The sequence below is a fragment of the Massilia sp. YIM B02769 genome (assembly GCF_030411995.1).
GTDB lineage: Bacteria > Pseudomonadota > Gammaproteobacteria > Burkholderiales > Burkholderiaceae_D > Telluria.
Genome location: NZ_JASNRC010000007.1, coordinates 167417 through 189529 on the forward strand (window position 1 = coordinate 167417; position 22113 = coordinate 189529).

Sequence of the window (22113 nt, forward strand, 5' to 3'; positions counted from 1 at the left end):
CCGATGAGCGGCGCGGTCCACTCCCCCAGCGTGCAGGCGCTCTTGCAGGCCGCGCCCGGCAGCTTCGATTTCGTCCAGGCGGTCGACCTGATCGAGCGCCTGGCCGCCTTGCGGCACACCGGCGCCCTGGCGCCGGCGCCGCTCGGACGCGGCACCGATCCGCGCCGCGAAGCGCTGTCCCTGACTGCGGCATTCGCCTTCGGCTTTCGCACGGCGCCGCTGGCCCGGCTGGAACCCGGCGCAGCGCCGGATCCGGACGATCCGCACGGCGCCCCCGGCCGCTGGCGGATGCGCGTGAACTTCTTCGGCCTGGCCAGCGCCGACGGTCCGCTGCCCGACGCCTACATCGAGCTGCTGCGCACCCAGCTGCTGGAGCGCGACAGCGCCGCCGCCGACTTCCTCGGCATCTTCCAGCATCGCCTGCTGTCGCTGCTGTACCGGGCGGCGGATGCGCTGCGCGCCGCGGCGCCGTTCCAGGCGCCCGGAGCGGCGCCCCTGGCCCCGGCGCTGCGCGCCCTGACCGGCCTCGGCGCCAGCGCGCCGGCGCGCGCCCTGGCCCAGGCGCTGCTGCCGAACCTGCCGGCGGCGGTACAGCAGCGCCATTCCATGCACGGCTTCCTGGCCTTGCTGCGCAGCCGCTTCGGCGTGCCCGCTACCGGCAGCGAAGGCGGGCGCCGCTGGCTGGAGCTGGACCCGGAACTGCAAACGGTGCTGGGCGAGCGCAACGACCTGCTCGATCCCGGCGCGGTCGCGGGCGCGGTGATCGGCGAGCGCGTGCTCGACGCCGGCGGCCTGGTGCGGGTCGACTTCGGCGCCGTGCCGACCGCGCTGTTCCGCGCCTTGCTGCCGGGCGGCAGTCGCCACGGCGAACTGGCCGCGCTGTGCGCCTGGTACCTGGGGCCGCACCTGCGCTGCGAATTGACCCTCGCGCCGGAGCCGGAGGCGACCCGCGACACGCTCGGCATCGCCTTCGGCGGCGAGGCGTTCTTGCTCGGCTATAGCAGCTGGGTCGGCGAGCGGCCGCACCGCGAGGAACGCGGCATCACCCTGATCCTCGATCCGCTGCCCACGCTGCAACCCGGCAGCGCGACTGGAGATAGAACCGGAGAACCACGATGAGCGTCGACTACCGCGCGCTGGTGAATACCCTGAACCCGCATTGCGCGGGCGCCCTGAAGCGCGCCGTGGGCCGCTGCATGGCGCAGCAGCACTACCATGTCGAGATCGAGCACCTGCTGCTGGAACTGCTCGGCAGCCCGGCGAACGACATTGCCGCGGTGCTGGCGCGCTGCGGGGTCGAGCCGGTGCTGGTCGAGCAGGAACTGGCCCGCGTGCTGGAAGGCGTCCGGCGCGGCCACGTGCGCGAGCCGGCCTTCGGCATGGGACTGATCGCGCTGCTGCAGCAGGCCTGGCTGCTGTGCAGCCTGGACCTGGGCCTGGCCCAGGTGCGTTCGGCGGCGATCCTGCTCGCGCTGCTGGAGCACGAGCCATCGCGCGCGACCCTGATCGGCGCGCACTCCTCGCTGCTGCGGGTCGGCCGCGACAGCCTGCGCGCCTCGATCGCCGAATGGACGGCCGGCTCGATCGAGACGCCGCCTGCATCGGGCGGCGCGGGGACGAAGGTTCCGGCGTCGGCCGCGCCGGGCGGCCCGACACCGGCCCTCGACCAGTTCACCCAGGACCTGACGGCCGATGCCCGCGCCGGCCGCATCGATCCCATCGTCGGACGCGACGCCGAGATCCGGCAAGTGGTCGACATCCTGCTGCGGCGGCGCCAGAACAACCCGATCCTGGTCGGCGCGCCCGGCGTCGGCAAGACCGCCGTGGTGGAAGGCCTGGCGCGCCGCATCGCCGAGGGCGACGTGCCGCCGCCGCTGCGCGGGGTCGGCCTGCGCGTGCTCGACCTGGCCCTGCTGCAGGCCGGCGCCGGCGTCAAGGGCGAGTTCGAACAGCGCCTGAAGGATGTGATCGAGGAGGTGCGCAAGGCCGCGCCGCCGGTGATCCTGTTCATCGACGAAGCCCACACCCTGATCGGCGCCGGCGGCGCGGCCGGGCAGGGCGACGCCGCCAACCTGCTGAAGCCCGCCCTGGCGCGCGGCGAATTGCGCACCCTGGCCGCCACCACCTGGCTCGAATACAAGAAATACATCGAAAAGGACCCGGCCCTGGCGCGCCGCTTCCAGCTGGTGCAGGTCGAGGAACCGGGCGAGGCGGCGGCCGCCGACATGCTGCGCGGGATCGCGGTCAAGCTTGAGCAGCACCATGGCGTGAGCATCCTGGAAAGCGCGGTGCACGACGCCGTCAAGCTGACCCACCGCTACCTGCCCGGGCGCCAGCTGCCGGACAAGGCGATCTCGGTGCTCGACACGGCCTGCGCACGCGTGGCCCTGGGCCAGCACGACACGCCGCCGCAAGTGGAAGCGGCGCGGCGCCGCATCGCAGCCGGCGCCGAAGAACTGGCGCGCCTGCGCGCCGAGCAGGCCACCGGCGCCGCGCACACGGAGGCGATCGCGCGCCTGGCGGATGAACTGGCGGCACTTGAAACGGGCCTGGGTGGCTTGCAGGCGCGCTGGGAGGAGGAACGCAGCGCGGTGCAGGAAATCCTGCGCCTGCGCGGCCGCATTGCCGGCAGGGCGCCCGTTGCCGATCCGGCCGAGGACGACGAGGACGGCGCCCCCGACCTGCTGGCGGCCCAGCTGCAGCGGCTCGAGGCCGGGCTGGAAGCGATCCGCCAGGACGACGCCATGGTGCCGGTCTGCGTCGACTCGAAGACCGTAGCGTCCGTGGTCGCGGCCTGGACCGGTATCCCGGTCGGCAAGATGCTGGCCGACGAAAGCCACGCCGTGCGCACGCTGCAGGGGCGCCTGGCCGCGCGCGTGATCGGCCAGGACGGCGCCCTGGCCCTGATCGCGAATCGCATCAAGGCCTACCGCGCCGGGCTGCTCGACCCAGGCAAGCCGGTCGGCGTGTTCCTGCTGGTCGGCCCCTCCGGCGTCGGCAAGACCGAGACCGCCTACGCCCTGGCCGATGCGCTGTACGGTGGCGAGCGCAACCTGGTGGCGATCAACATGTCGGAGTACCAGGAGGCGCACACGGTGTCGCAATTGAAGGGCGCACCGCCCGGCTACGTCGGCTATGGCAGCGGCGGCGTGCTGACCGAGGCCGTGCGGCGCCGCCCATACAGCGTGGTCCTGCTCGACGAATTCGAAAAGGCCCATCCCGACGTGCGCGAAGCCCTGTACAACGTGTTCGACAAGGGCATGATGGAAGACGGCACCGGCCTGCTGGTCGACTTCCGCAACACCGTGATCCTCGCCACCTCGAACGCCGGGGCCGAGCTGGTCGAGGAGGCCGCCGCCGGGGAGAGTCCGGTGGCGGTACGCGCGGTGGCCGCGCGCCTGCAGCCGCTGCTCGCGGACATCTTCCGGCCGGCCCTGCTGGCCCGGGTGGCGGTCACGCCCTACCTGCCGCTGCGCATCGAGGGCATCCGCCGCATTGCCAAGCTCAAGCTCGAGAAGGTCGCCGCGCGCGTGCTGGCGGCCGACCCGGACTTCCCCGGCTTCGACGACAGCACGGTCGACTGGGTGGTGGCGCAATGCAGCGCCAGCGGCGCGCGCGAGATCGACCGCGTGATCATGGACGAACTGGTGGTCGGCCTGGCCGACGACATCCTCGGCGCGGCGCCGCTCTGAGGGAGGACAGGACGCGATGCCCGGCCATGCCGACTCCACCAGCACCACGCTCGCGCTGAGCGCGGCGGCGCCGCTCGACGGCCTGTTCGTCCAGGCCCTGTGCGGCAGCGAAGGCATGGACATGCTGTTCCACTTCGAGCTGTCCTGCCGCTCGAACGACGACGCGCTCGACCTGAAGGCCGCACTGGGCAAGCACCTGACCGTGACGCTGGGCGCCGACGCCGCGGTGCGTCCCTTGGATGGCATGTGCGCGCGGATCCGCCAGCGCCCGGCCGAGGCCGGCTTCGCCGTCTACCTGGTCGAGCTGCGGCCCTGGCTGTGGTGGCTGACCCTGTCCTCGGACAACCGCATCTTCCAGAACAAGAGCGTGCCAGACATCGTGGAAGCCGTGTTCGACGGCGGCGGCTACACCGACTATGAACTGCAGCTGAGCGCCAGCTATACGGCGCGCGACTATTGCGTGCAGTACGGCGAAACCGACTTCGCCTTCGTATCGCGCTTGCTGGAAGAAGAAGGCATCCATTATTTCTTCCGGCACGAGGCGGGCAGCCACACCCTGGTCCTGGCCGATTCGAGCGACGCGTATGCCGCCTGTCCCGGCGCGGCCAGCGTCGCCTTTGCTCCGGCCGGCCTGGGCGCGCGCGAGCTGCAGGCGATCCGTTCGGGCGAAGTGGTGCAGGAAGCCGCCAGCGCGGCGTTTACCGGTACCGATTTCGCCTTTGCCACGCCGGCGACCTCGCTGCTGGCCACGGCCGAAGCCGACGCCGCCCAGCCGGCGATGGTGGAGTATCCCGGCGGCTGGAGCACCAAGAGCGCCGGCGACGCCCTGGCCAAGATCCGCGCCGACGCACTCGGCTCGGGCGCGCGCACCCTGCGTGGCGAAAGCGACCACCGTGGCCTGGCGCCCGGCCACAGCTTCACGCTGGCAGGCCATGCACGCAGCGATGCGAATGCCGACTGGGTGCTGCGGGAAGTCAGCCACGAAGCCGACCACACGCGCTACGGCAACCGTTTCGTCGCTTTTCCGAAAGATGCGACGACCCGCCCGGCGCGACTGACGCCGCGTGCGCGCATCCACGGCAGCCAGACGGCGATCGTGGTGGGAAAGAGCGGCGAAGAGATCTGGACCGACGAATACGGCCGCGTCAAGGTGCAGTTCCACTGGGATCGCGTGGGCAAGAGCGACGAGAACTCGTCGTGCTGGGTGCGGGTGGCCCAGGCCTGGGCCGGGAAAGGCTTCGGCGCCCAGTTCATCCCGCGCGTCGGCCAGGAAGTGGTGGTCAGCTTCCTCGACGGCGACCCGGACCGCCCGCTGGTCACGGGCAGCGTGTACAACGGCGCGAACGCCTTGCCCTACACGGTGCCGGCCTCGCAGACCCAAAGCGGCGTGAAGACCGAGTCGTCGAAGGGCGGCGCCGGCTTCAACGAGATCCGTTTCGAGGACAAGAAGGACGCCGAAGAACTGTACCTGCACGCCCAGAAGGACATGAAGACCGAGGTCCTGAACGACGCCAGCCTGCAGGTGAAGCAGAACCAGACGGTCGAGGTGCAGGAGGGGAATCGCACGGTGACCGTCGCCAAGGGCAACCTGAACACGGCGGTCGACACCGGCAACGAGACCCTGACGGTAAAGGGCACGCGCGGCGTGACGGTGGACGGCGCCGAGACCCACACCAACAAGGCCGATTTTACCCACGACGCCGGCGCCAACTACACGCTGACGATCAAGGGCAACCTGAGCATCGACGTCACGGGATCGGTAATGATCAAGGCCGGCACCTCGTTCGATGCCGAGGCCGGGACGGCGCTGACGAACAAGGCCGGGACGTCGCTCACCAGCCAGGCCGGGACCGAACTGACCAACAAGGCGGGCACGTCGCTGACCAACGACGCGGGCCTGAGCCTGACGAACAAGGCCAGCGCCAGCCAGACGGTGGATGGCGGCGGCATGCTGACCCTGAAGGGCGGCCTGGTGAAGATCAATTAGGAGGGAACGGAAGACGATGGAAACCGGGGCGTTCGAGATCGTCGACAAGGGCGGCGCCGTGCAGATGCAGGGCATGCTAAGCGACGGCAAACTGGAAGGGCTGCTGCAGATTCGCCAGGACGGGGCGCCGCAGGCGGCGATGCGTTTCGCGGACGGCGTGCAGCAGGGCGAGTGCGTGATCCTGCACGCGCCGCACCGGCCTTCGGCGCGCCTGTTCTTCGTGGACGGCCAGCTCGACGGGCCGGCCGAGTTCTATTCGCTGCAAGGCGTCACGGTGCGCAAGACCCATTACCGGCGCGGCCTGGTACATGGGCTGCAGCAGGATTTCTATGCCGACGGGACGCTGTTCGAGGAAACCCGGTATGTGCGCGGCCTGCCGGATGGACTGTGGCGGCGTTTTCATACCGGCGGTGGGCTGGCGGAACGGCGCAGCTACAGCGCCGGCGTGATGACCGGCGCGCCGGAGCGCTTCGACGAACGCGGCCGGCCGGTCAAGGGCTGAGGACGCGCATGGGCATTTGCACCTGCATGGGGGCGTCGCTGCAATGCAGTTTTGGCGCGGCGCCGAGTTCGCTGATCGTGTTGCCGGCGAACCGCACCATGGTCGGTGGCGTGCCGGCGGCGACCATCATGGATTGCGCGCCGATCGTGAATGTGCCGCCATTCGGCGTGTGCATGAGCCCGTCGAATCCGGCGGTGGCGGCGGCGACCGCGGCGGCGCTCGGCGTATTGACGCCGATGCCGTGCGTGCCGGTGCCGGCCGGGACCTGGATCGTCGGCGCGCCGACGGTTCTGATCGGGAATATGCCGACCCTGAACAATAGCAGCAAATTGATGTGCAGTTGGGGTGGCGTGATCCAGATCCTGGCGCCGGGGCAGGGGACGGTGATGGTGCCGTAGCAGTTCTAATTACTGAGACGAATCCGAATAGTTGGTTGATTTACCGACGTCCTCATGTCACCATTGCTTTTGAGTAATTTTTGATCTGGACACCTTACCATGAGTCTCAACCAGTCTGAAGAGCGCTTAAGTGCGCTAGCACGCAAAACGTTTCTGTCGATGTGGAGTTATGAAAACCCGTTTTACGAGCAAGGCAAAGAGCTATGCGACGTCCTTGTGATTTTCGGCGATGATGTCATTGTTATTTCGGACAAGCTCAATGCGTTCGGAACGCATCCAGATAATCGAATCAACTGGAATCGCTGGTATAAAAAAGCTGTCGCAGGCAGTGTCCGTCAGCTTTGTGGGGCTCGGAATCATATCAGAAGGGCGCCGAATGAGATTTACGCCAATGCCCAAGTATCTTCTCCGTTACCACTTCGCTTGCCCCCAGTGGACCGAATGCGGATTCACCTTATCGCAGTAGCTAATGGCTGCCACGATGCATGCTTCCTAGCGTCCGGTCGGTCGAGCCTGCGTATAGACACCCGACAAAGGGACGGTAGCGAAGCATTCTCAGTTGGCACCGCCACCGACGACGGCGATTTCGTTCATGTAATTAGTACGCCGGCGCTCGATGCAATTTTTCACTGCTTTGATACTGCTCGCGACTTTATCGATTATCTGGAGAGGAAGAAAGAAGCGCTTTTGCGTGAAGATTGGGTAATTGAAGGCGAAGAGAACCTTGTCGCAGCGTATATGATGAGTCAACCTGGAAATCGTCCTTTTTCGATTCCGCTTTCAAGGTTTCCTGTTGAGTCAGGCGTTCGAAGAGTTCGGGCGGGAGATTGGTCGTTGTATTTGGATTCCTCGGCTCAAGAATATCGCCAACAATCACGGAAGCTTTCCTACATCATCGATCAACTGATCGAAGACGTGGCCGAGGAGTATGCTCATGAACGAATGGTGATCGGCCAGGATCAAAGCATTTCCTACCATGAGCAGGGATTTCGACTGTTGGCTAGTGAATCGCGTCTAGGTCGCCAGCTGCTCGGGGAGGCGTTCTACGGGATCTATCAAGAGAGCACAGGCACATTCTGGAGTACTGTTCTAGCGTCAATTGATTCACCTCGGGTTTACTACGTCTGGCTGCTATATCCAGAGCCGCCCGACGAGTTAGAGGTAGAGATCTTTGAAACGTATATCCATAACGAACTATGTAAATATATGATGGTTGCTCGTGCTAAGTTTCCGCAGGCTGAGCGTGTATTCGGTATTTGCTTGCCGAATCGCGACTGCAATCGCGTTTCGCGTATATACCAGGTCATGGACGGAGAAGACTGGACCGATGAGATGCAGGTTGAAGCGGAGCGCCTCGGGCGGGAGGTTGGAATCCTCGGGGGGATCGAACAGTACACGGTCACAGCTTCCCGATAAGTCGAATCGCGCGCTGAAACACGGGACTTGCCACGTAATGAGGCCCAGTCGATCGCATTCAAACGCGCAAACGCTAGCGATAAGGCGCGTCGGCTTGACGATTAGGCAGGCAAGAGTGCGAGCGTGTCTTCAGCCGGCGCATCAGGATTATGCTGCGATGCCGGCGCCAATGAACGTCCCTAAGAGGTTAGCTGAAGACGTTGAGTGCAAATGCCTGAACAGCAGCCGATACGCAGTACAGATAGCCGGATTCGCAGGGCACGGTTGATGGCTGTGGAATGCGCATAATCTATATTATGTCAAATGCGCTCTCTGGACCGGCCAACTGGCACGCCTCTTCCGCAGTGTAGGACGTTCGGCGAAGTAAAAGTGGTCACTTAAGCGAAGTAAATTTGAAACTCGCCGAATGAGAGACAGTAAATTTGAGACACCGGGTCCAATTCTCCCTATGAGAAACGACATGGGGGTCCCGAAAAATCGTGCAAAACCCAGTGTTAAATCCCCAGGTTCGAAAAGATACACTAAAACGTGGCGGTCAGTCGCCGACGTCACCCGCACTGCTGGCTTGAGGATCGCTGCCAGCGCGCCAAGGTATTAGCCAGGCGCGCTGGCAACGTGGACACGAGGACGATCGAGGCTGACGGCGCTCCGCAAGCGACGTTGGGCCCGGACGCTGCAATGTCCAGTGGTTGGCGGCTAAAGGTGTGGATCGTGCGGCTCAGCGTTTTGTCGCTCGAGCATGGGATGTTGGCGCATGAGGTTTCCGCCTCGCAGCGCCGGCAATTTGGATACTAGGACGAGCGAAACCGACATCGGGTCGTAAACGACGTCAGATTCAGACATGGCGCAATAGTAAGTCGTTAGCGTCTAGGACAGTTCAGGCCGTCCTGCACTCGATGTGAGGGACACTCGGGATACGCAAACTTGCGTCTTCTAAGCTGCGGCCATGAGTTAGCAGTGAATTGCGGCGGCAGTTCTCCGTAAAATCGCGGGTCGCGGTGGGGCCTTCCACGCGTGAAAACGTAGTGGCTCACTTGGCCAGTTGCTCTCGCTTGTACAGGACGAGTGCCTCTATTGGATCTTCCGACTTCGGGATTTCCAGGGCTCGAGCGGCAAGTATCGAATTCATTGCCCTTCCTACCGTCCGGGAGTGGCAATGCCCCGACCACGCCTTGCTCGCTGTAAGGATCCCAACATCTTCGCCAGATTCGAGGTGTCCGCGCACCGTTCGCATGTCACGCGCGTCGATCTGGACAATCAGTTTTTGACCGATCGCTTCAGGCTTGCGCCCAAGCGACTCATTAGTATATTTGACCCGATCGATGCATACGTAAGGTCGCATGCCTTTCGCAGCATCGCCTCGAACTATCTTCTGCTCGACAACGACTTCAAGCTCCGAATTTGACTCAGCGGGCACACCTAACGGTCTCTCTAGCATGATTTCCTCCGGACCAAAGGAGTGTGATTGGGTCGGCTGCGATGCTATCGGTTGTATGGTCAAGGCGAGCGCTATACGCGATGCGCAATGTTTTGCGAGTGATTCTGATGACCTGCTTGGTGAGTGACTAAATCCAAAAGCAGTCAAGTGGCCAAAATATCATTACCCAGCAGGGGCTACTGCTCCGACGCCGAATAAAGTTTGGAAAATGCCGAACTCGACAATATAAAACCTAATGTCGAGTTCGCAGGGCGTCGATTTTTGAGCCCCGACTTAAAAATTGCCGCCTCTAGCAAAGTGCCTCTGCGCGACAGGAGGCGCGTGTCAAATTTCTCAGCCCCTGTCCTTCAACCCAACCGGACTGCAGCACAGCCCTTTCCCAAAATTCTCGATCCATGGACATGTTTTCGCCATCCCGAGTAGAGCCTTCTATCAGGGCATATTCGATTGTCCGGGCAAAATACAACATTGGTACCTCTGTCGTCGTGTCCATACCAGTCGCGCGGTCAGCGTCGACGAACACCTGCCAGAGGTCACCTGCGTGTGCCGCCAGGCGCAAGCCGTTCAGATAAGCTCTGGGTAGGGAAAACCGGGTATAAGACCAGCCGCTATCACTCGGAAAGCAGTCGTTATCGAAAGTCTTGAGGCAGTGTTCGAGTTCGGTTGCCGACCGTATGCCGTGTAGCTCGAACTCTTCCTTTGGTACGCTTGGAACGAACGCGGGGGAGTCGCTGGCGTATGGAACCCACTTTTGGTTCAGGATTCGTACTCGCGGGTGACCAAGCAGTACCGTGAGTAGCCGAATCCCCGATCCCTTGAGCTGGTCTTGCAGCCGGCGCAAACTGTTTTCCGCAGGCGGATCCAGCAACTGTGAGTCATCTATCCAGAGAACCACGGAGCGCTGCCCCGTCCTCAGCACAAGCTCCATGACGTGTTTTTCAAGGAAGGAGCGGTCTCGTCCATGTGCGCCGAGGACAGAGCCAGCCGGCATTTCAACAAATCCGACTTCTGGGAATTGCGTTGAGAGATGTATGTTCAGGAACCGGATGCCCTGGGTCTTGCCAGTGCCTGCTGGTGCGAATATGACCGCTTGTTGTACGCCTGCGTTAATCCACGAGGCGACACGGCGAGCTAATTCCTCCAACTGTATCGTAGAACAGTTGTAAGTGCGACGAACGACAGGATGACTATCAAAATCGACCGGACGAATTGTCGAGCCCGCTCCAGGTTCTGACGAGTATGGCTGGGCAGCGCCGCAGCCGTTGTTACCCTTCGAAATAGCCATAGCCTTCCCTCTCAGAAGATTAAATGAAGCGGATTCCTGTGCTGCTTGACCTTAACCATATAATAACGCTGACTCAGAGCTAAATGGCCAGTTTTGTGACGCAAAATCCGTCGATTTTAGGACGGCCCACAGGCCTGGCCTTCTGAAAAGCAGGCGAACAAGGCGGCTTGCAGTTCCATACCTTCTGTCGTCCTCCCCCGTGATCACTCAGCGGGCTTTGTCTTAGAGCGGCGTGCGGTGAGAGTCTTGCCGCGTTGACCTTGTTTCGCCACGCGCGTCTGCATGGGTGCGCGACGGTGGAGCTGTTCTCGAAGCACCTCCACGCGGGCCCGCTCGGCTACGATCTGGCCTGTTAAGTCTGACGTCATGGCTTGCAACTGCGCTGCCTTGTCTCGGGCGATGCCTCTCTCTTCGAAGGCGTTTTTCAACTCTTCTTCGAGGGCAGCAAAGTCTCTTGCCTGTTTTGCCGCCTCGATCTGCATATGCGTCAACTCCGACTGAAGTCTTTGCAGCGATGCTGCGGATACGGTCCGCTCTGACTCGAGAGCCTTTTCTAGTTTGGACACGGCGGTACGTTCTCGATCGATTTCGACCAGGGCACGTTGTTCTGACGCCCTGTAGCGCTCCTCGGCCTGGGTAATCCGTGCCGTGACTCTCTCGATCTCGGCGGCATGTTCGGTTCGGATGACCTCGAGCCGCCGGTCCGCCTCTGAGGCGGCTTGGCGAGCATCAGTAAGCTTGGCGTTCATCTCGGCAGCTGTCGCTGCGCTAACGGCCGCTTGTTCACGCAAAGTCGCGTTTTCGCGAGAGGCAGCCTCTAGCTTGTCGACTAGTACCTGCAGATCTCGATTCGCATTCTCGAGCAGGTCCTGAACCGTTCGTTTTTCCTGGAGTGCCGCATCACGTTCTTGGCCTGCAGTTAGCCGAAACTCTTCGAGAGACCTGTTCGCCGCGGCCTGAGCCGAGTTCCAGAGCTTCGATACGAGATCGCCGGCAGCCTGTGCCAGATTGTCAGGCAGGTCGGGTTGGCCGACCTTCACCTTGCCAGACCGGCGTAGGTCGGCCCAGAAAGCGCGCAACGCCTCGGTCGGGGCCGACATGCTGCCTTTACGGACTAGCTGATACAGCTTATTTGCGGTTGGCGTGATGCCATACCGAAAAAACATGACGACGCACACCTCTCTATAGAGGTCGAGTGTCCGGGGATACTCTGCCCGCAGCTTTTCGACATCCACTTGTAATGCAGCATCCAGATCGTTGTGCTCAAGCATGGCAGCCTCCTTCGTAGTGAATATTACTACGTAATACGTACGGAATATGACGCCCCACTCCGGAAATATGACATTATTCTTATAATGTCAAATAGCGTCGTGTTGCCATACCTTTCACTTCGTCTTTGGATGGAGTAAAGTGATTGCTTCTTGTCAACCGACGTCGCCATGCACATCGTCACCCTCAAGATCAAGAATTTCCGCGGGATTCGCGAGGGCTTCATCTTTTTCCGCAAGCACTCGATGCTCGTCGGTGGAAGCAACTTCGGCAAGAGCACGATCATCGAGGCCTTGACCTTGCTGTTCGGACGGGACCGGCTAGTGCGCGAGCTGACCGAACATGACTTCTACGGGTCGGACCCTCAGCCACAAGACCGCATCGAGCTCGTCGCGACCATCACGGGATATCCTGGCGATGATCCCGAGCAAAATATCGATTGGTTCAGGGATGGCCGCGCGATACCGAAGTGGTTCGACGAAAACACCGGGCTCGTACACCCGGTACGAACCGATCCCGCGTGGCGGCTGTGCTGCCAAATTGGTGCCAGGCATACTTCGACCGCGATACGCTTTCGGTTGACATCGCTCGATATTTCCACGATCACGATCATCAAATCGATCCATTCGCCGAGGATGCGCCTGTCACCGTGCCCAACAGGCTTATTCAGCAGCTGGGACTGTTCGTGGTGCGGTCGAACCGAGCATGGGACAAGACATTGTCCTGGGGCAGCGAGTTATTTAGGCGCGCGGTCGATGTTGCCGCCGCCCAGCCTGCGGATGCGATCCTGGCCGAGCGCGACCGGCTGCGCGTACCTGGCCACCCTATCGAATCCGATGCGCGTATCGCTCCCCTGCTCCAGCGCGTCAATGCCGAGCTCGCACGTTGCATTCCAGGTGCGCCAGAGGTTCAGCTGCGCATTACCGGCACCGACAGCCGTTCCGTACTCGATGCCGTTTCCGCGCATTTCACGACAAGAGGCGTTGCCATACCAGCAGGCCGCCATGGCGCGGGGCTTGTGTCACTGCAGGGTATTCTTCTGTTGCTTGAGCTTGGGCGGACTCGAGCCGAACAGGGCGAGGGATTTGCTATGGCGCTCGAGCATCCTGAACTGCACTTGTCACCGGCAACCCAACTGCAGCTGGTGCACCGAATACAGGGACTCTCCACGCAGACGTTCATCACTACCCATTCGCCTACGGTCGCCGCGTTGGCCGATCCGACCGAGGTGCTGGTGCTGCAGAATCAGGACGGCCTCTTGAGCGTCAGCCCATTCCTGGCAGCCCCCCTCGCCGGCGACGCCCCTAACTGGAAGCGCAAGTTTTACCAGCAAAATCGCGCCGAGGTACTGTCGGCGATGATGCACCCCGCCCTCTTGATTCCGGAGGGGAAAGCAGACTACCACCTATTGCGTACGATCCTGCGCCCGCTTCTGCTCACAGAGGGATGGGTTGCGGACATGGACCGACCGTTCGGCCTTGAGGTCGGTATCTTGCCAACCGAGGATGCAAAGGTGGTGGAAACCTATCAGATCCTGTACCCGGTGCATCCGCGCGCATGTTGCCTGGTCGACGGTGACCAGGACGGATTGCGTTATATCGCCGGGCTGCAGGCGCTACCCTCGCCTCCGCCGTCGGTCATTCGTTGGAACGACGGCGCAATGGTCGAAGATGCAGTCGGATGGATTCTTTCTGCCGACGAGGCGGGATGTGTTCCGCTGCTGGCCGACATCGGCGGAAACGTGCCGGCCAGCGTAGCCGATGTCGTGGCGCGGCTCAAGGTGCGCAAGATGGATATCGTCGCTTATGAGATGGTCGCTGACGCCATCGTCAATATTCCGGCCTGCCGGAACCGCGCGGTCGAATTGTTCAACGCTATAGCCTGCGCTTGCGCCGATATCGAGACAGGCCGCTTCGTACGCGACGCCGGCGGCACCTGGGTGTTCCGGCCATGAGCATTCACGCTTTTACCGGCGCTGCTGGCTGCGGGAAAACCCATCAGCTGATGGCCCGGTTGAAGGAGCACCTTCACGAGCACCCGCTAAGCGATGGGCAGAAGGTTCTGGCCCTGACCTTCATGCACGGATCGCGGCGCCGCCTTGACGAGCGGCTGGCGTCCGCTGCGATACCGGGTCGCGCATACGAATCCGCGACGATCGACAGCTTCGCCTGGCGTATCGCGCACCGTTGGCAGTCACTGCTGGGCGCACTCGGCATCCGCGCTCCCGCCGTCGGCGACTACGCCGGCATCTGCGCCGCTGCAGCAGTCCTGTTGGGGCAAGACGGCGTTGCCGGCTGGGTCGCCAGGTCCTTTCCGGTCATTCTTCTCGACGAGGCCCAGGACCTGAACCAGGATCGGCTCGCTATCCTGGGCGCACTCGCTCCCCACGTCTGCATGTTCGTCGCCGCCGACGAGTTCCAGTGCCTCGACGAGGCTTTGCGACCGAGCCCCGCCGCTGCCTGGCTTGCGCAGGCAGACCAGAAAATCGAGCTTAAGCTGCCTCGACGCACGACCGTTCCGGCCCTGCTTGCAGCAGCGGCGGCGCTGCGCGCGGGAGCGGCTCCGCTCTCGGCAGGCGTGTTTGCGATCAAATCCGCATTCAATACGGCGCTGGCCGGGACCTTTCTCGCCAACGAGCTCGGCTGGTATGCACGCCACAAGAGCGTCGCTGTGATCACGCCTTCGGGCGGGCAGTTCGCTACCGCGGTCGTCGATTGGGTCGCCGAACGCACTACGAAGCAGAACAATGGCCCCTATACGATTCCTTGGGAACGTTCGGAAGACAAAATGCAGACCGAGTACCTGGAGCAGCTTAAGCTCGACCGGGACCTGTCGGCGATCGAGGCGAAGGCCATGATCGGCAATGCCGGCGACGGCCGCATCCTCAGCGACGTGGCCGACTACCTGGACCGGCAGCGCCGCGCAAAGGGACGCCACCTGTTCGCGGCGCAGGAAATGGAATTCGTGATCCGCCAGTCGTTCGCCAACCGGCGCCGGTACGCCTTTGACAACGCACGGGGCTTTCGGGCAATGACTGTTCACGGCGCGAAAAACAGGGAGTTCGACAATGTCATTGTACTGTGGCCCGCCGCAGTCAAGGGGGATGCGGAACACAAACGACGGCTCCTCTACAACGCGACGACCCGCGCAAAGTCGCGCTGCCTAGTCCTCGTGCAGTCAAAGGACTCGCTCGCCAAGCCGCCGTTCGTCGCCGTGCAATAGAAGGATTTCTAAAGATGTTGGAAAGTTACACCTGGAGGCTCACGCAGGCGACACTCTTGCTGCACACGATTTACGAGGACAAGGAGCGCCTCGACTTGGTCCTCGAGCTGCAGCGGTTCCTGATCCGCCGCATTACTGCGGCGGAAGGCAGGGTACGGCGGCTGAAGGCACTGGGTGCCGCTCGAAAGAAGCGGCTGTCTGCAGTTCCACGCCCGACGAGAGACCAGGCGAAGTCGATCAAGGACGATATCGCGCGGGGCGAGCGGGCCGTCGCCGAGCAGCGTCACTTGATGTTCCTCTGGCGTTGCTTCGGCGATGGCATCGCGTTCACGTACCAAGACAAATACAGCCTGAAGCACCTGTACTACGACGCGCAATATCAGGTCAAGGAAGATGCCGGCTTCCTCACCGTAAATGGGCGCCTGAAGCCGGGCTTTCGGCAGGAGTACAAGTATCTGAAAATGGGGATCCGCATGAACGTCCCCGTCGTAATGGCTGACTTGACGAATATCGTGCGTCACGGCGACCTGTGCGCACTCGCCGGCCCAGATCCCCTACCCCTCGAAATCAAGTCTTCGACCAACCAGAATGCCCGTACCATTCGACAGGCCGAGAACCTTCGTGCGATCACCGACTTCTACGCCAACGACGGCGCGGCAGTATTCAGGGGCATACCAAGCGTCGAGCGGGTTGCTCTGCTGAACTCTGAAGTCAGGTTCCAGGAGGTGGCCAATGCCTGCATTGCCGAGGCCTTACAAACCGGGCTTGCCATCGCGTCTCCCGAACCAGGTCTTCACTACATCGCAAGCCGAAAGACGGAGCGATTCGCCGAACTGTCGCACGTGTTCACGCCAACGACGCTGGCCGTCCGGCTCGTACCCGACGAAACCTGGCTGCATTACTATCCCTTCACGCTTTCGCTGACCTCTTTGCATTTACTTCGCTTTTTGCGGGAGGAGATTTTTATTCTGGTGCTGATCGATCTCGCTCAGCTCAAGACGCTGTTCGCACAACAAGGCATTCACGCAACCATGCTGCTTGACGGGATGTCCGCGATCCAGATTTGCCACGACCCAGCTGACCTCATGAAAGGAGTGTTTCGGATTTCCGAAAGCCTGTTCGGTCGCATTGCGCTCGAGTTCCAGTCCCTGGCATGGTTTGCCGTCGAGTTCAGCTCCCCTCTGAAGCAAACACCTAGGTCCGTCTCAGCAGAAGAACTAGCTGCGATGACCGTTACCTTCTCCGACATTCCTCAAGAATGGTACAACGTGCGTGACTGCTACGACAGCGCGCCACCGAGCTAAGCTCCAGCAATCTTGGTAACACCCCACTGGTTAATCCAAGTAGGCGCACCGATGCGAGCGCTTCAATCCCTCCCCCCCGGCCGCCCTGCCATCAAGTCCGAACCGTGTCGACCCGCGTGAATAGGTGCCACCTCACCCATCGGCGCACGCGCCACGTATTGGCCTCGAACGGCAGATGGACGTAGTAGCCGCCGACCACGAGCACCAGGAACATCCCCACGAAGATGAGGTAATGGGACAGGATGTGGGGCGAGAGCTGGCTGGTACCGAGCAGCGACGGCATCAGGTACACCATCACGAAAATCAGCGGCACGTGCAGCACATACAAGGTAAAGGAGAAACTGGAAAAGAATCGCCCGGTGCGGTCCAGCCGATCCAGCATGGGCGAAGGTAGGCGCTTGAATTGCGTGCTGGACAGGAACAGCGCGAAGAGCAAGCTAAACACCAGAAACTGGGGATAGCTTTCCGTAGATATCTCGTTCTTGCCCTTGAGGCGGATGAGGACGGCGGTGCCGACGATGATGATTAGCAATGCCCAGCGCAGGACTGGCCCCACCTCGATCTTCACACGCGAAAAGGCGGTGCCGATCAGCCAGATCGAGAAGTACAGGACGATGGCAGGCGTGATTAGCTGGATGATGGCACCGATGGCCAGCAGCGCCCCGATCCGCCACGCGATCGACCTGCCGCGCAACACTAGCACGAGCAACGGGAACAGTATGTAGTACCAGGTCTCGTTGGCCAGGCTCCACAAGGGGAAGTTCCCGCCGAACGAGGGGACGAGGATGGTCTGCAGCCCGAACATGTTGCCGATGAAGGCGGTCACCGAATACGGATCGTCTGCCGAAAATGAGACACGGGCCGGATCGATCGCTCCGATCACGGCGCCGGCAAGCAGCGCGACCAGGAAGGTCGGCACAAGCACCAACCACAGGCGCGAGAGCCGATCGACCGTGTAATGCTGCAACGCGCGATCCAAGTTCATCTTGTTGAGGAAACTTCCGCCGACGAGCCAGCCACTGAGGACGAAGAACACCATCACGGCTAGGTAGGCGAAACCCGAGCTGAACGCCAGCCCCTGGAACAGCAAGGACGGATTCGTCACGTCGCCGAAGGCAGGAAACGTCGCGGCACGCAGGTGCGCCCAGGCCACCACCAGCGCCGCCAATCCCCTGAACAGTGAGATCAACACCGAGTGCCAGTTGTCTTCCTGCAGATTTGTCTTCTTCAAGATCGTGATTTTCGGCATGGTCGCCGCTCCTTAGTAAACAGGTTCGGAGTGACGATATAACCCAACCGATGTTGATATTCTGCGCCGTCCCAAGCTGCAGGCCTTTGGCAGAGCCAAGCACCCAAAAACGCGATGCCGCGATGCATGTCCTTGTACTGCGGCACTAAACGCCTATCTTCCCTCCTCCTCCGCGATTCCTGTTACTTCGCTGTTCCACGCAGACGAAGCGCGTTGGTGATAACGGAAACCGAACTCAGGCTCATCGCCAGCGCCGCAATCATCGGCGACAGTAGGCGGCCGGTAAACGGATACAGCAATCCAGCAGCCAGAGGAATCCCGAGCGCGTTATAGACAAATGCGAAGGCCAGGTTCTGCCGCATGTTGCGTACCGTCTGTAGCGACAGCAGGCGCGCCCGCGCGATGCCGCGCAGGTCGCCCTTCACCAGCGTGACGTGCGCGGAGTTGATGGCAACGTCGGTGCCTGTCCCCATCGCAATACCGACGTTGGCCTTGGCCAGCGCCGGGGCGTCGTTGATGCCGTCACCGGCCATCGCGACCGTCTTGCCTTGCGCCTGCAGGCGTTCGACCAACGCCAGTTTGTCCTGCGGCTTGACCTCGCCATAGACTTCCGCGATGCCCAGTTTTGTGCCCACCGATTTCGCGGTAGTGAGGCCGTCGCCGGTCGCCATCACGACCGTGATCCCGGCCTCCTTCAATGTAGCCAGCGCTTCCGGGGTAGTCTGCTTGATCGGATCGGATACGGCGACAAGTCCCAGGAGCTGGCGGTCCGCCGCCAGGTACATGACGCTTGCGCCTTCGAGACGCAAGCTTTCCGCCTGGTCTGCGAGCGGTTGCCATGCGACCTTTTCGATATCCATGAGCGCGGTGTTGCCCAAGGCGATATGCTTACCTTCGACCACTCCGCGCACGCCGATGCCGCTGGAGGACTCGAAGGTCTCCGGCTTTGCCAGAGCCAGTCCGCGGTTGCGCGCCTCGGTGACGATCGCGTGGGCCAGCGGGTGTTCGCTGCCCTGGTCGATGCTGGCGGCAATCCGCAGAACTTCCTGCTCGTTCACGCCCGGGGCTGCGGCAGCGGAGTGAAACGCGGGCTTGCCTTCGGTGAGCGTGCCGGTCTTGTCGACGATCAGCGTATCGACCTTGCGCAGGCCCTCGATGGCGGCCGCATCACGGAACAGGATGCCCTGCGTGGCCCCACGGCCAGTCGCTGCCATGATCGACATTGGCGTCGCCAACCCGAGTGCGCATGGACAGGCGATGATCAGCACGGAGACCGCGTTGACGAAGCCGTATACCCAGCTCGGTTCCGGCCCGAAAAAACCCCAGCCAAGCAGCGTCAGCACGGCGATGGCCACCACGATCGTCACGAAGTAGCCGGCAACCACGTCCGCCAGGCGCTGCATTGGTGCACGTGAGCGCTGTGCCTGCGCCACCATCTGGACGATTTGCGACAGCATCGTCTGCGCCCCCACCTTTTCCGAGCGGATGACCAGGCTGCCGCTGGTATTGATGGTGGCGCCGATCGCCTTGTCGCCTGGTCGCTTGGTAACGGGCAGCGGCTCGCCGGTCAGCATGGATTCATCGACTGCGCTTTCGCCTTCAAGGACGACGCCGTCGACAGGGACCTTTTCCCCGGGACGCACGCGCAGCGCGTCCCCGACGTGGACATGGGTCAGTGGAATGTCTTCTTCGCTGCCGTCGGCATTAATGCGGCGCGCCGTCTTCGGCGCCAGGCCAAGCAGAGATTTGATCGCCGCAGATGTCTGGGAGCGCGCACGCAGTTCCAGAATCTGGCCCAGCAGGGTCAACGAAATGATGACTGCGGCCGCCTCGTAGTAGACCCCGATACGCCCGTGCATCAGGAAAGTACGCGGAAAGAGCCCCGGTGCCACGGTCGCGACCACGCTGTAGCCGTAGGCTGCTGCGACGCCGAGTCCGATCAGCGTCCACATATTGGGGCTGCGATTGCGCAGCGACTGCACGCCCCGAGCGAAGAACGGCCACCCGGCCCACAGCACGACCGGCGTACTCAGGACGAGCTCGATCCAGCTCTGTCCCGGCAGGCCAGCCTGGAAGATTCGGTGTCCGGCCATCGCAAGCACCGTCACGATGACTGTCAGCGGCAGGGTCCACCAGAAACGGCGCCTGAAATCCACCAGCTCCGGGTTTTCTTCTTCATCCAGCGACGGCAGCATAGGCTCGAGCGCCATGCCGCAGATCGGACAGTTGCCGGGCTGGGGCTGCCGGACTTCCGGGTGCATCGGGCAGGTGTAGATCGTACCTTCCGGTGCGGCAGGCGCCGGCTCAGGCTTGGCGCCGCCGGTGTACTGCTGGGGCGCCGTTCGGAACTTGTCCATGCATTTCGTGCTGCAGAAGTGATAGGTCGCCTCTTCGTACCGGATTTCTTTGGCTGGGTCGGCGCCGACTTTCATTCCGCAGACCGGGTCGGTGAATGGCTTCTCGTCGCCCCCGTTCCCATGGTGGGCGCCGTGCCCTGAGCCATGGTCGTGATGATGTTTGTGTCCCTCGTGATCGTGATGCGACAGGTCGTTCATATTGGAATCTTTCCTGGTCTCGTACATCGAAACTTGCTTCTACCGCGAAGTCTGTGTGTGCCGGGATTTCTTCGGCACACATTCTTGCTCAGGACCGCGGGGCTTGACTCGCCGGATATCCGGCAGCGGTGACGGCTTCTGCGATTGCATCCGCCGATTCCCCACTTTCCACCTGAACCAGGCGGTCTTTGAGCAATACCTCGACTTTTGCCTCGGGATCCAGTGCCTGCACGGCACGGGTAACCCGGGCGGCGCAACCACCGCATGACATCTTTTCCACCTTCAGCGTATGCATAGCGTACCTCCTGTTTGATAAGTCTGTAGGTACTGTAAACCTTCCCATCATCGGAAGGTCAAGCGCCATGAGCGGCGATCGTCGGTCGTTTTCGCCAGACCTTCATTGCCGCCGCACGGCTTGGCGATGCGGCGGCGCTGGAAAGTCATCAACGTAAGGACCGTCGCTTAGAACTCGTAGTCCTTCCGCTTGTCACCCGTCATCGGAATGAAGCCGCAGTCCGAATATTTCTTGCACAACATCTCGCGCATATCGTTGATGCCGTTCTTCTGGACAATCACGATGTTTTCGCAGTAGCGCTGCAAGCCGTCATGGTTGAGATCGCTCTTGACCGTGCAATGCAGGCTGGGCGCAAGGGCGCTCAGATGGTGATTGCTGAACGTGCGCAGGAATACCTGATTGAATTGGGCTCCTGCCGGGGTAGCCTCGAGCATGGCGATCATGCGCCGCCCGTCCGGCGTTAGCTGGGGCTGGTATTGGATACCGTACCACTCCCTGAGCATGCGCAGAGCGCGGCCGATTTCTTCGCGCTGCTCCCGGTTGCCCATCCGGGCCATCGACCTGATCTCGTCGTCGCTCGCCTTCGCCGGCGTTGCCCCAAAGCCCGGTGTGGCCGATGTCCCTTCCTGCGGCGCGACGACCGGCGGATCGCGCATCGGATCCGTGCCTGCGGCAAGCTCGGTGATGCGAAGCGCCGAGTAATGGTGGTTGACGATGAAGACGAGGTAGTTCTTCTCGAACTGGGCGGTGTTGCCCCTGCCAGGGCCATCCGCATGTGCCGTGCCGGCCGAGACGGCAAGAATACCCAGGCCGAGCGCGACGCGGCGAGCCAGGGCACGCGATTGTGCCGTAAAGGAAAAACGGTTCAGTTTCAGGGTCTGTGCTTTCATGTCATGCTCCTTGATAGTGGTGAAGTGGTCTATCGGGGTCTTGCTCATGCGCGGTACCGCCGCGCCCGGCGCGCAAACGCTGCTGCAGCCAAACCTGTCAGCAGGATCGCGTGGGAGGATGGTTCGGGGACTGGCACGACACTGTCACGGGTCGCCAGGACGACATTGTTTGCCGTCGCCCAGTAGACGTTGCCTTGCTCGCTGATCGTACGCAGTGTGATTTCGGTGAGCGCCGTGGTCGAAATGAATCCGAAGAACGCGCTCAGGGCCGAGCCGTCGAGGGTGTAAGCGATCCTATCGGCGCCGCTGGCGGCTGTAAGCTCGATGGTGCGGCCGGGCACGAACGCACCGTAGGCGTCGGTTGCAAAGAAGCTGCCCCCGAAGCCGAAGACATTCGGCGCAAATTCGCGGAAAGTGAGCACATCGCTTGCCATCGTCGACGTCAGGAAGGTGTCGCCGTTAAATGTCGCCGGATAGAAGCCGGCATCGCTCGGACCTGCAGCGACGCGGTAACTGTAGGAGCCTGCCGTGCGCTGCAGCTCGCCTTCGATCTGGCTCGCCTCGAGGTCCTCAAAGTCGTCGGGGGCGGGCGTGGTCGTCGCGGCACCCAA

At 62.3% G+C, this 22113-nt stretch carries 17 protein-coding genes and 1 pseudogene; 10 read left to right on the forward strand and 8 right to left on the reverse strand.

Features of this window, described 5'->3' with window-relative positions; genetic code table 11:
* Nucleotides 1–3 precede the first annotated feature (3 nt).
* The 6 genes from tssG (at nt 4) to QPK31_RS13090 (ending at nt 7995) form a co-directional block, all read left to right on the forward strand.
* On the forward strand, nt 4–1119 hold the full coding sequence (tssG, locus tag QPK31_RS13065; RefSeq protein WP_290423362.1) for a type VI secretion system baseplate subunit TssG: 1116 nt from the start codon (nt 4–6) through the stop codon (nt 1117–1119).
* Nucleotides 1116–3692: a type VI secretion system ATPase TssH gene (gene tssH, locus QPK31_RS13070; protein WP_290423363.1), complete on the forward strand. Its 2577-nt coding sequence runs from the start codon at nt 1116–1118 to the stop codon at nt 3690–3692. Before tssG ends, tssH begins: the two co-directional genes overlap by 4 nt.
* 16 nt (nt 3693–3708) lie before the next feature.
* Entirely contained in the window at nt 3709–5679 is a 1971-nt protein-coding gene (gene tssI, locus QPK31_RS13075) for a type VI secretion system tip protein VgrG (RefSeq protein ID WP_290423364.1), read from the forward strand.
* A gap of 16 nt (nt 5680–5695) precedes the next feature.
* Nucleotides 5696–6181: a toxin-antitoxin system YwqK family antitoxin gene (locus tag QPK31_RS13080; RefSeq protein ID WP_290423365.1), complete on the forward strand. Its 486-nt coding sequence runs from the start codon at nt 5696–5698 to the stop codon at nt 6179–6181.
* Between the two features lie 8 nt (nt 6182–6189).
* On the forward strand, nt 6190–6579 hold the full coding sequence (locus tag QPK31_RS13085; RefSeq protein WP_290423366.1) for a DUF4280 domain-containing protein: 390 nt from the start codon (nt 6190–6192) through the stop codon (nt 6577–6579).
* Between the two features lie 99 nt (nt 6580–6678).
* A complete protein-coding gene (locus QPK31_RS13090) occupies nt 6679–7995 on the forward strand; it encodes a hypothetical protein (RefSeq protein WP_290423367.1) in 1317 nt (438 codons plus the stop codon).
* Between the two features lie 1030 nt (nt 7996–9025).
* Here QPK31_RS13090 and QPK31_RS13095 read toward each other — a convergent pair.
* The 3 genes from QPK31_RS13095 to QPK31_RS13105 form a co-directional block, all read right to left on the reverse strand.
* Complete coding sequence (locus QPK31_RS13095; RefSeq protein ID WP_290423368.1) at nt 9026–9433, reverse strand: hypothetical protein; 408 nt, start codon at nt 9431–9433, stop codon at nt 9026–9028.
* A 289-nt stretch (nt 9434–9722) separates the two neighbouring features.
* Nucleotides 9723–10718, reverse strand: a complete 996-nt coding sequence (locus QPK31_RS13100) for an ATP-binding protein (RefSeq protein WP_290423369.1) — start codon at nt 10716–10718, stop codon at nt 9723–9725.
* Nucleotides 10719–10921: 203 nt separating this feature from the next.
* The gene (locus tag QPK31_RS13105; protein WP_290423370.1) at nt 10922–11989 is read right to left on the reverse strand and encodes a DNA-binding protein; all 1068 of its coding nucleotides are present in this window, start codon (nt 11987–11989) and stop codon (nt 10922–10924) included.
* A 168-nt stretch (nt 11990–12157) separates the two neighbouring features.
* Between QPK31_RS13105 and QPK31_RS26225 the strand changes: the two are divergent.
* The 4 genes and pseudogenes from QPK31_RS26225 to QPK31_RS13120 form a co-directional block, all read left to right on the forward strand.
* Nucleotides 12158–12325: pseudogene (locus QPK31_RS26225) on the forward strand (AAA family ATPase); the annotation flags it as partial.
* A gap of 182 nt (nt 12326–12507) precedes the next feature.
* Entirely contained in the window at nt 12508–13941 is a 1434-nt protein-coding gene (locus QPK31_RS13110; protein WP_290423371.1) for an ATP-dependent endonuclease, read from the forward strand.
* Nucleotides 13938–15209 (forward strand): ATP-dependent helicase, encoded by a 1272-nt coding sequence (locus QPK31_RS13115; protein WP_290423372.1) that lies wholly within the window; start codon nt 13938–13940, stop codon nt 15207–15209. Before QPK31_RS13110 ends, QPK31_RS13115 begins: the two co-directional genes overlap by 4 nt.
* A 14-nt stretch (nt 15210–15223) precedes the next feature.
* Nucleotides 15224–16513 carry a hypothetical protein gene (locus QPK31_RS13120; protein WP_290423373.1) on the forward strand — a complete coding sequence of 430 codons (1290 nt, stop codon included), beginning with the start codon at nt 15224–15226 and terminating at the stop codon, nt 16511–16513.
* A 91-nt stretch (nt 16514–16604) separates the two neighbouring features.
* Here the strand turns inward: QPK31_RS13120 and QPK31_RS13125 are convergent, their stop codons facing one another.
* From QPK31_RS13125 to QPK31_RS13145, 5 genes are all read right to left on the reverse strand, one after another.
* On the reverse strand, nt 16605–17762 hold the full coding sequence (locus QPK31_RS13125) for an acyltransferase (RefSeq protein ID WP_290423374.1): 1158 nt from the start codon (nt 17760–17762) through the stop codon (nt 16605–16607).
* Between the two features lie 182 nt (nt 17763–17944).
* Nucleotides 17945–20317: a heavy metal translocating P-type ATPase gene (locus tag QPK31_RS13130; RefSeq protein ID WP_290423375.1), complete on the reverse strand. Its 2373-nt coding sequence runs from the start codon at nt 20315–20317 to the stop codon at nt 17945–17947.
* Between the two features lie 88 nt (nt 20318–20405).
* Nucleotides 20406–20612 (reverse strand): heavy-metal-associated domain-containing protein, encoded by a 207-nt coding sequence (locus QPK31_RS13135; RefSeq protein ID WP_290423376.1) that lies wholly within the window; start codon nt 20610–20612, stop codon nt 20406–20408.
* A 167-nt stretch (nt 20613–20779) separates the two neighbouring features.
* The gene (locus tag QPK31_RS13140; RefSeq protein WP_290423377.1) at nt 20780–21502 is read right to left on the reverse strand and encodes a DUF305 domain-containing protein; all 723 of its coding nucleotides are present in this window, start codon (nt 21500–21502) and stop codon (nt 20780–20782) included.
* Nucleotides 21503–21546: 44 nt separating this feature from the next.
* Nucleotides 21547–22113, reverse strand: a 567-nt coding sequence (locus QPK31_RS13145; protein ID WP_290423378.1) for a PEP-CTERM sorting domain-containing protein, incomplete at its 5' end; no start/stop codon positions are given.

Excerpts from the sequence above, each read along its gene's own strand:
- QPK31_RS13090 (WP_290423367.1), top strand. The coding sequence starts at position 6,679 with ATGAGTCTCAACCAGTCTGAAGAGCGCTTAAGTGCGCTAGCACGCAAA.
- QPK31_RS13140 (WP_290423377.1), bottom strand. The coding sequence starts at position 21,502 with ATGAAAGCACAGACCCTGAAACTGAACCGTTTTTCCTTTACGGCACAA.
- QPK31_RS13135 (WP_290423376.1), bottom strand. The coding sequence starts at position 20,612 with ATGCATACGCTGAAGGTGGAAAAGATGTCATGCGGTGGTTGCGCCGCC.
- QPK31_RS13080 (WP_290423365.1), top strand. The coding sequence starts at position 5,696 with ATGGAAACCGGGGCGTTCGAGATCGTCGACAAGGGCGGCGCCGTGCAG.
- tssI (WP_290423364.1), top strand. The coding sequence starts at position 3,709 with ATGCCCGGCCATGCCGACTCCACCAGCACCACGCTCGCGCTGAGCGCG.
- tssH (WP_290423363.1), top strand. The coding sequence starts at position 1,116 with ATGAGCGTCGACTACCGCGCGCTGGTGAATACCCTGAACCCGCATTGC.
- QPK31_RS13115 (WP_290423372.1), top strand. The coding sequence starts at position 13,938 with ATGAGCATTCACGCTTTTACCGGCGCTGCTGGCTGCGGGAAAACCCAT.
- tssG (WP_290423362.1), top strand. The coding sequence starts at position 4 with ATGAGCGGCGCGGTCCACTCCCCCAGCGTGCAGGCGCTCTTGCAGGCC.
- QPK31_RS13095 (WP_290423368.1), bottom strand. The coding sequence starts at position 9,433 with ATGCTAGAGAGACCGTTAGGTGTGCCCGCTGAGTCAAATTCGGAGCTT.
- QPK31_RS13125 (WP_290423374.1), bottom strand. The coding sequence starts at position 17,762 with ATGCCGAAAATCACGATCTTGAAGAAGACAAATCTGCAGGAAGACAAC.
- QPK31_RS13120 (WP_290423373.1), top strand. The coding sequence starts at position 15,224 with ATGTTGGAAAGTTACACCTGGAGGCTCACGCAGGCGACACTCTTGCTG.
- QPK31_RS13085 (WP_290423366.1), top strand. The coding sequence starts at position 6,190 with ATGGGCATTTGCACCTGCATGGGGGCGTCGCTGCAATGCAGTTTTGGC.
- QPK31_RS13130 (WP_290423375.1), bottom strand. The coding sequence starts at position 20,317 with ATGAACGACCTGTCGCATCACGATCACGAGGGACACAAACATCATCAC.
- QPK31_RS13105 (WP_290423370.1), bottom strand. The coding sequence starts at position 11,989 with ATGCTTGAGCACAACGATCTGGATGCTGCATTACAAGTGGATGTCGAA.
- QPK31_RS13100 (WP_290423369.1), bottom strand. The coding sequence starts at position 10,718 with ATGGCTATTTCGAAGGGTAACAACGGCTGCGGCGCTGCCCAGCCATAC.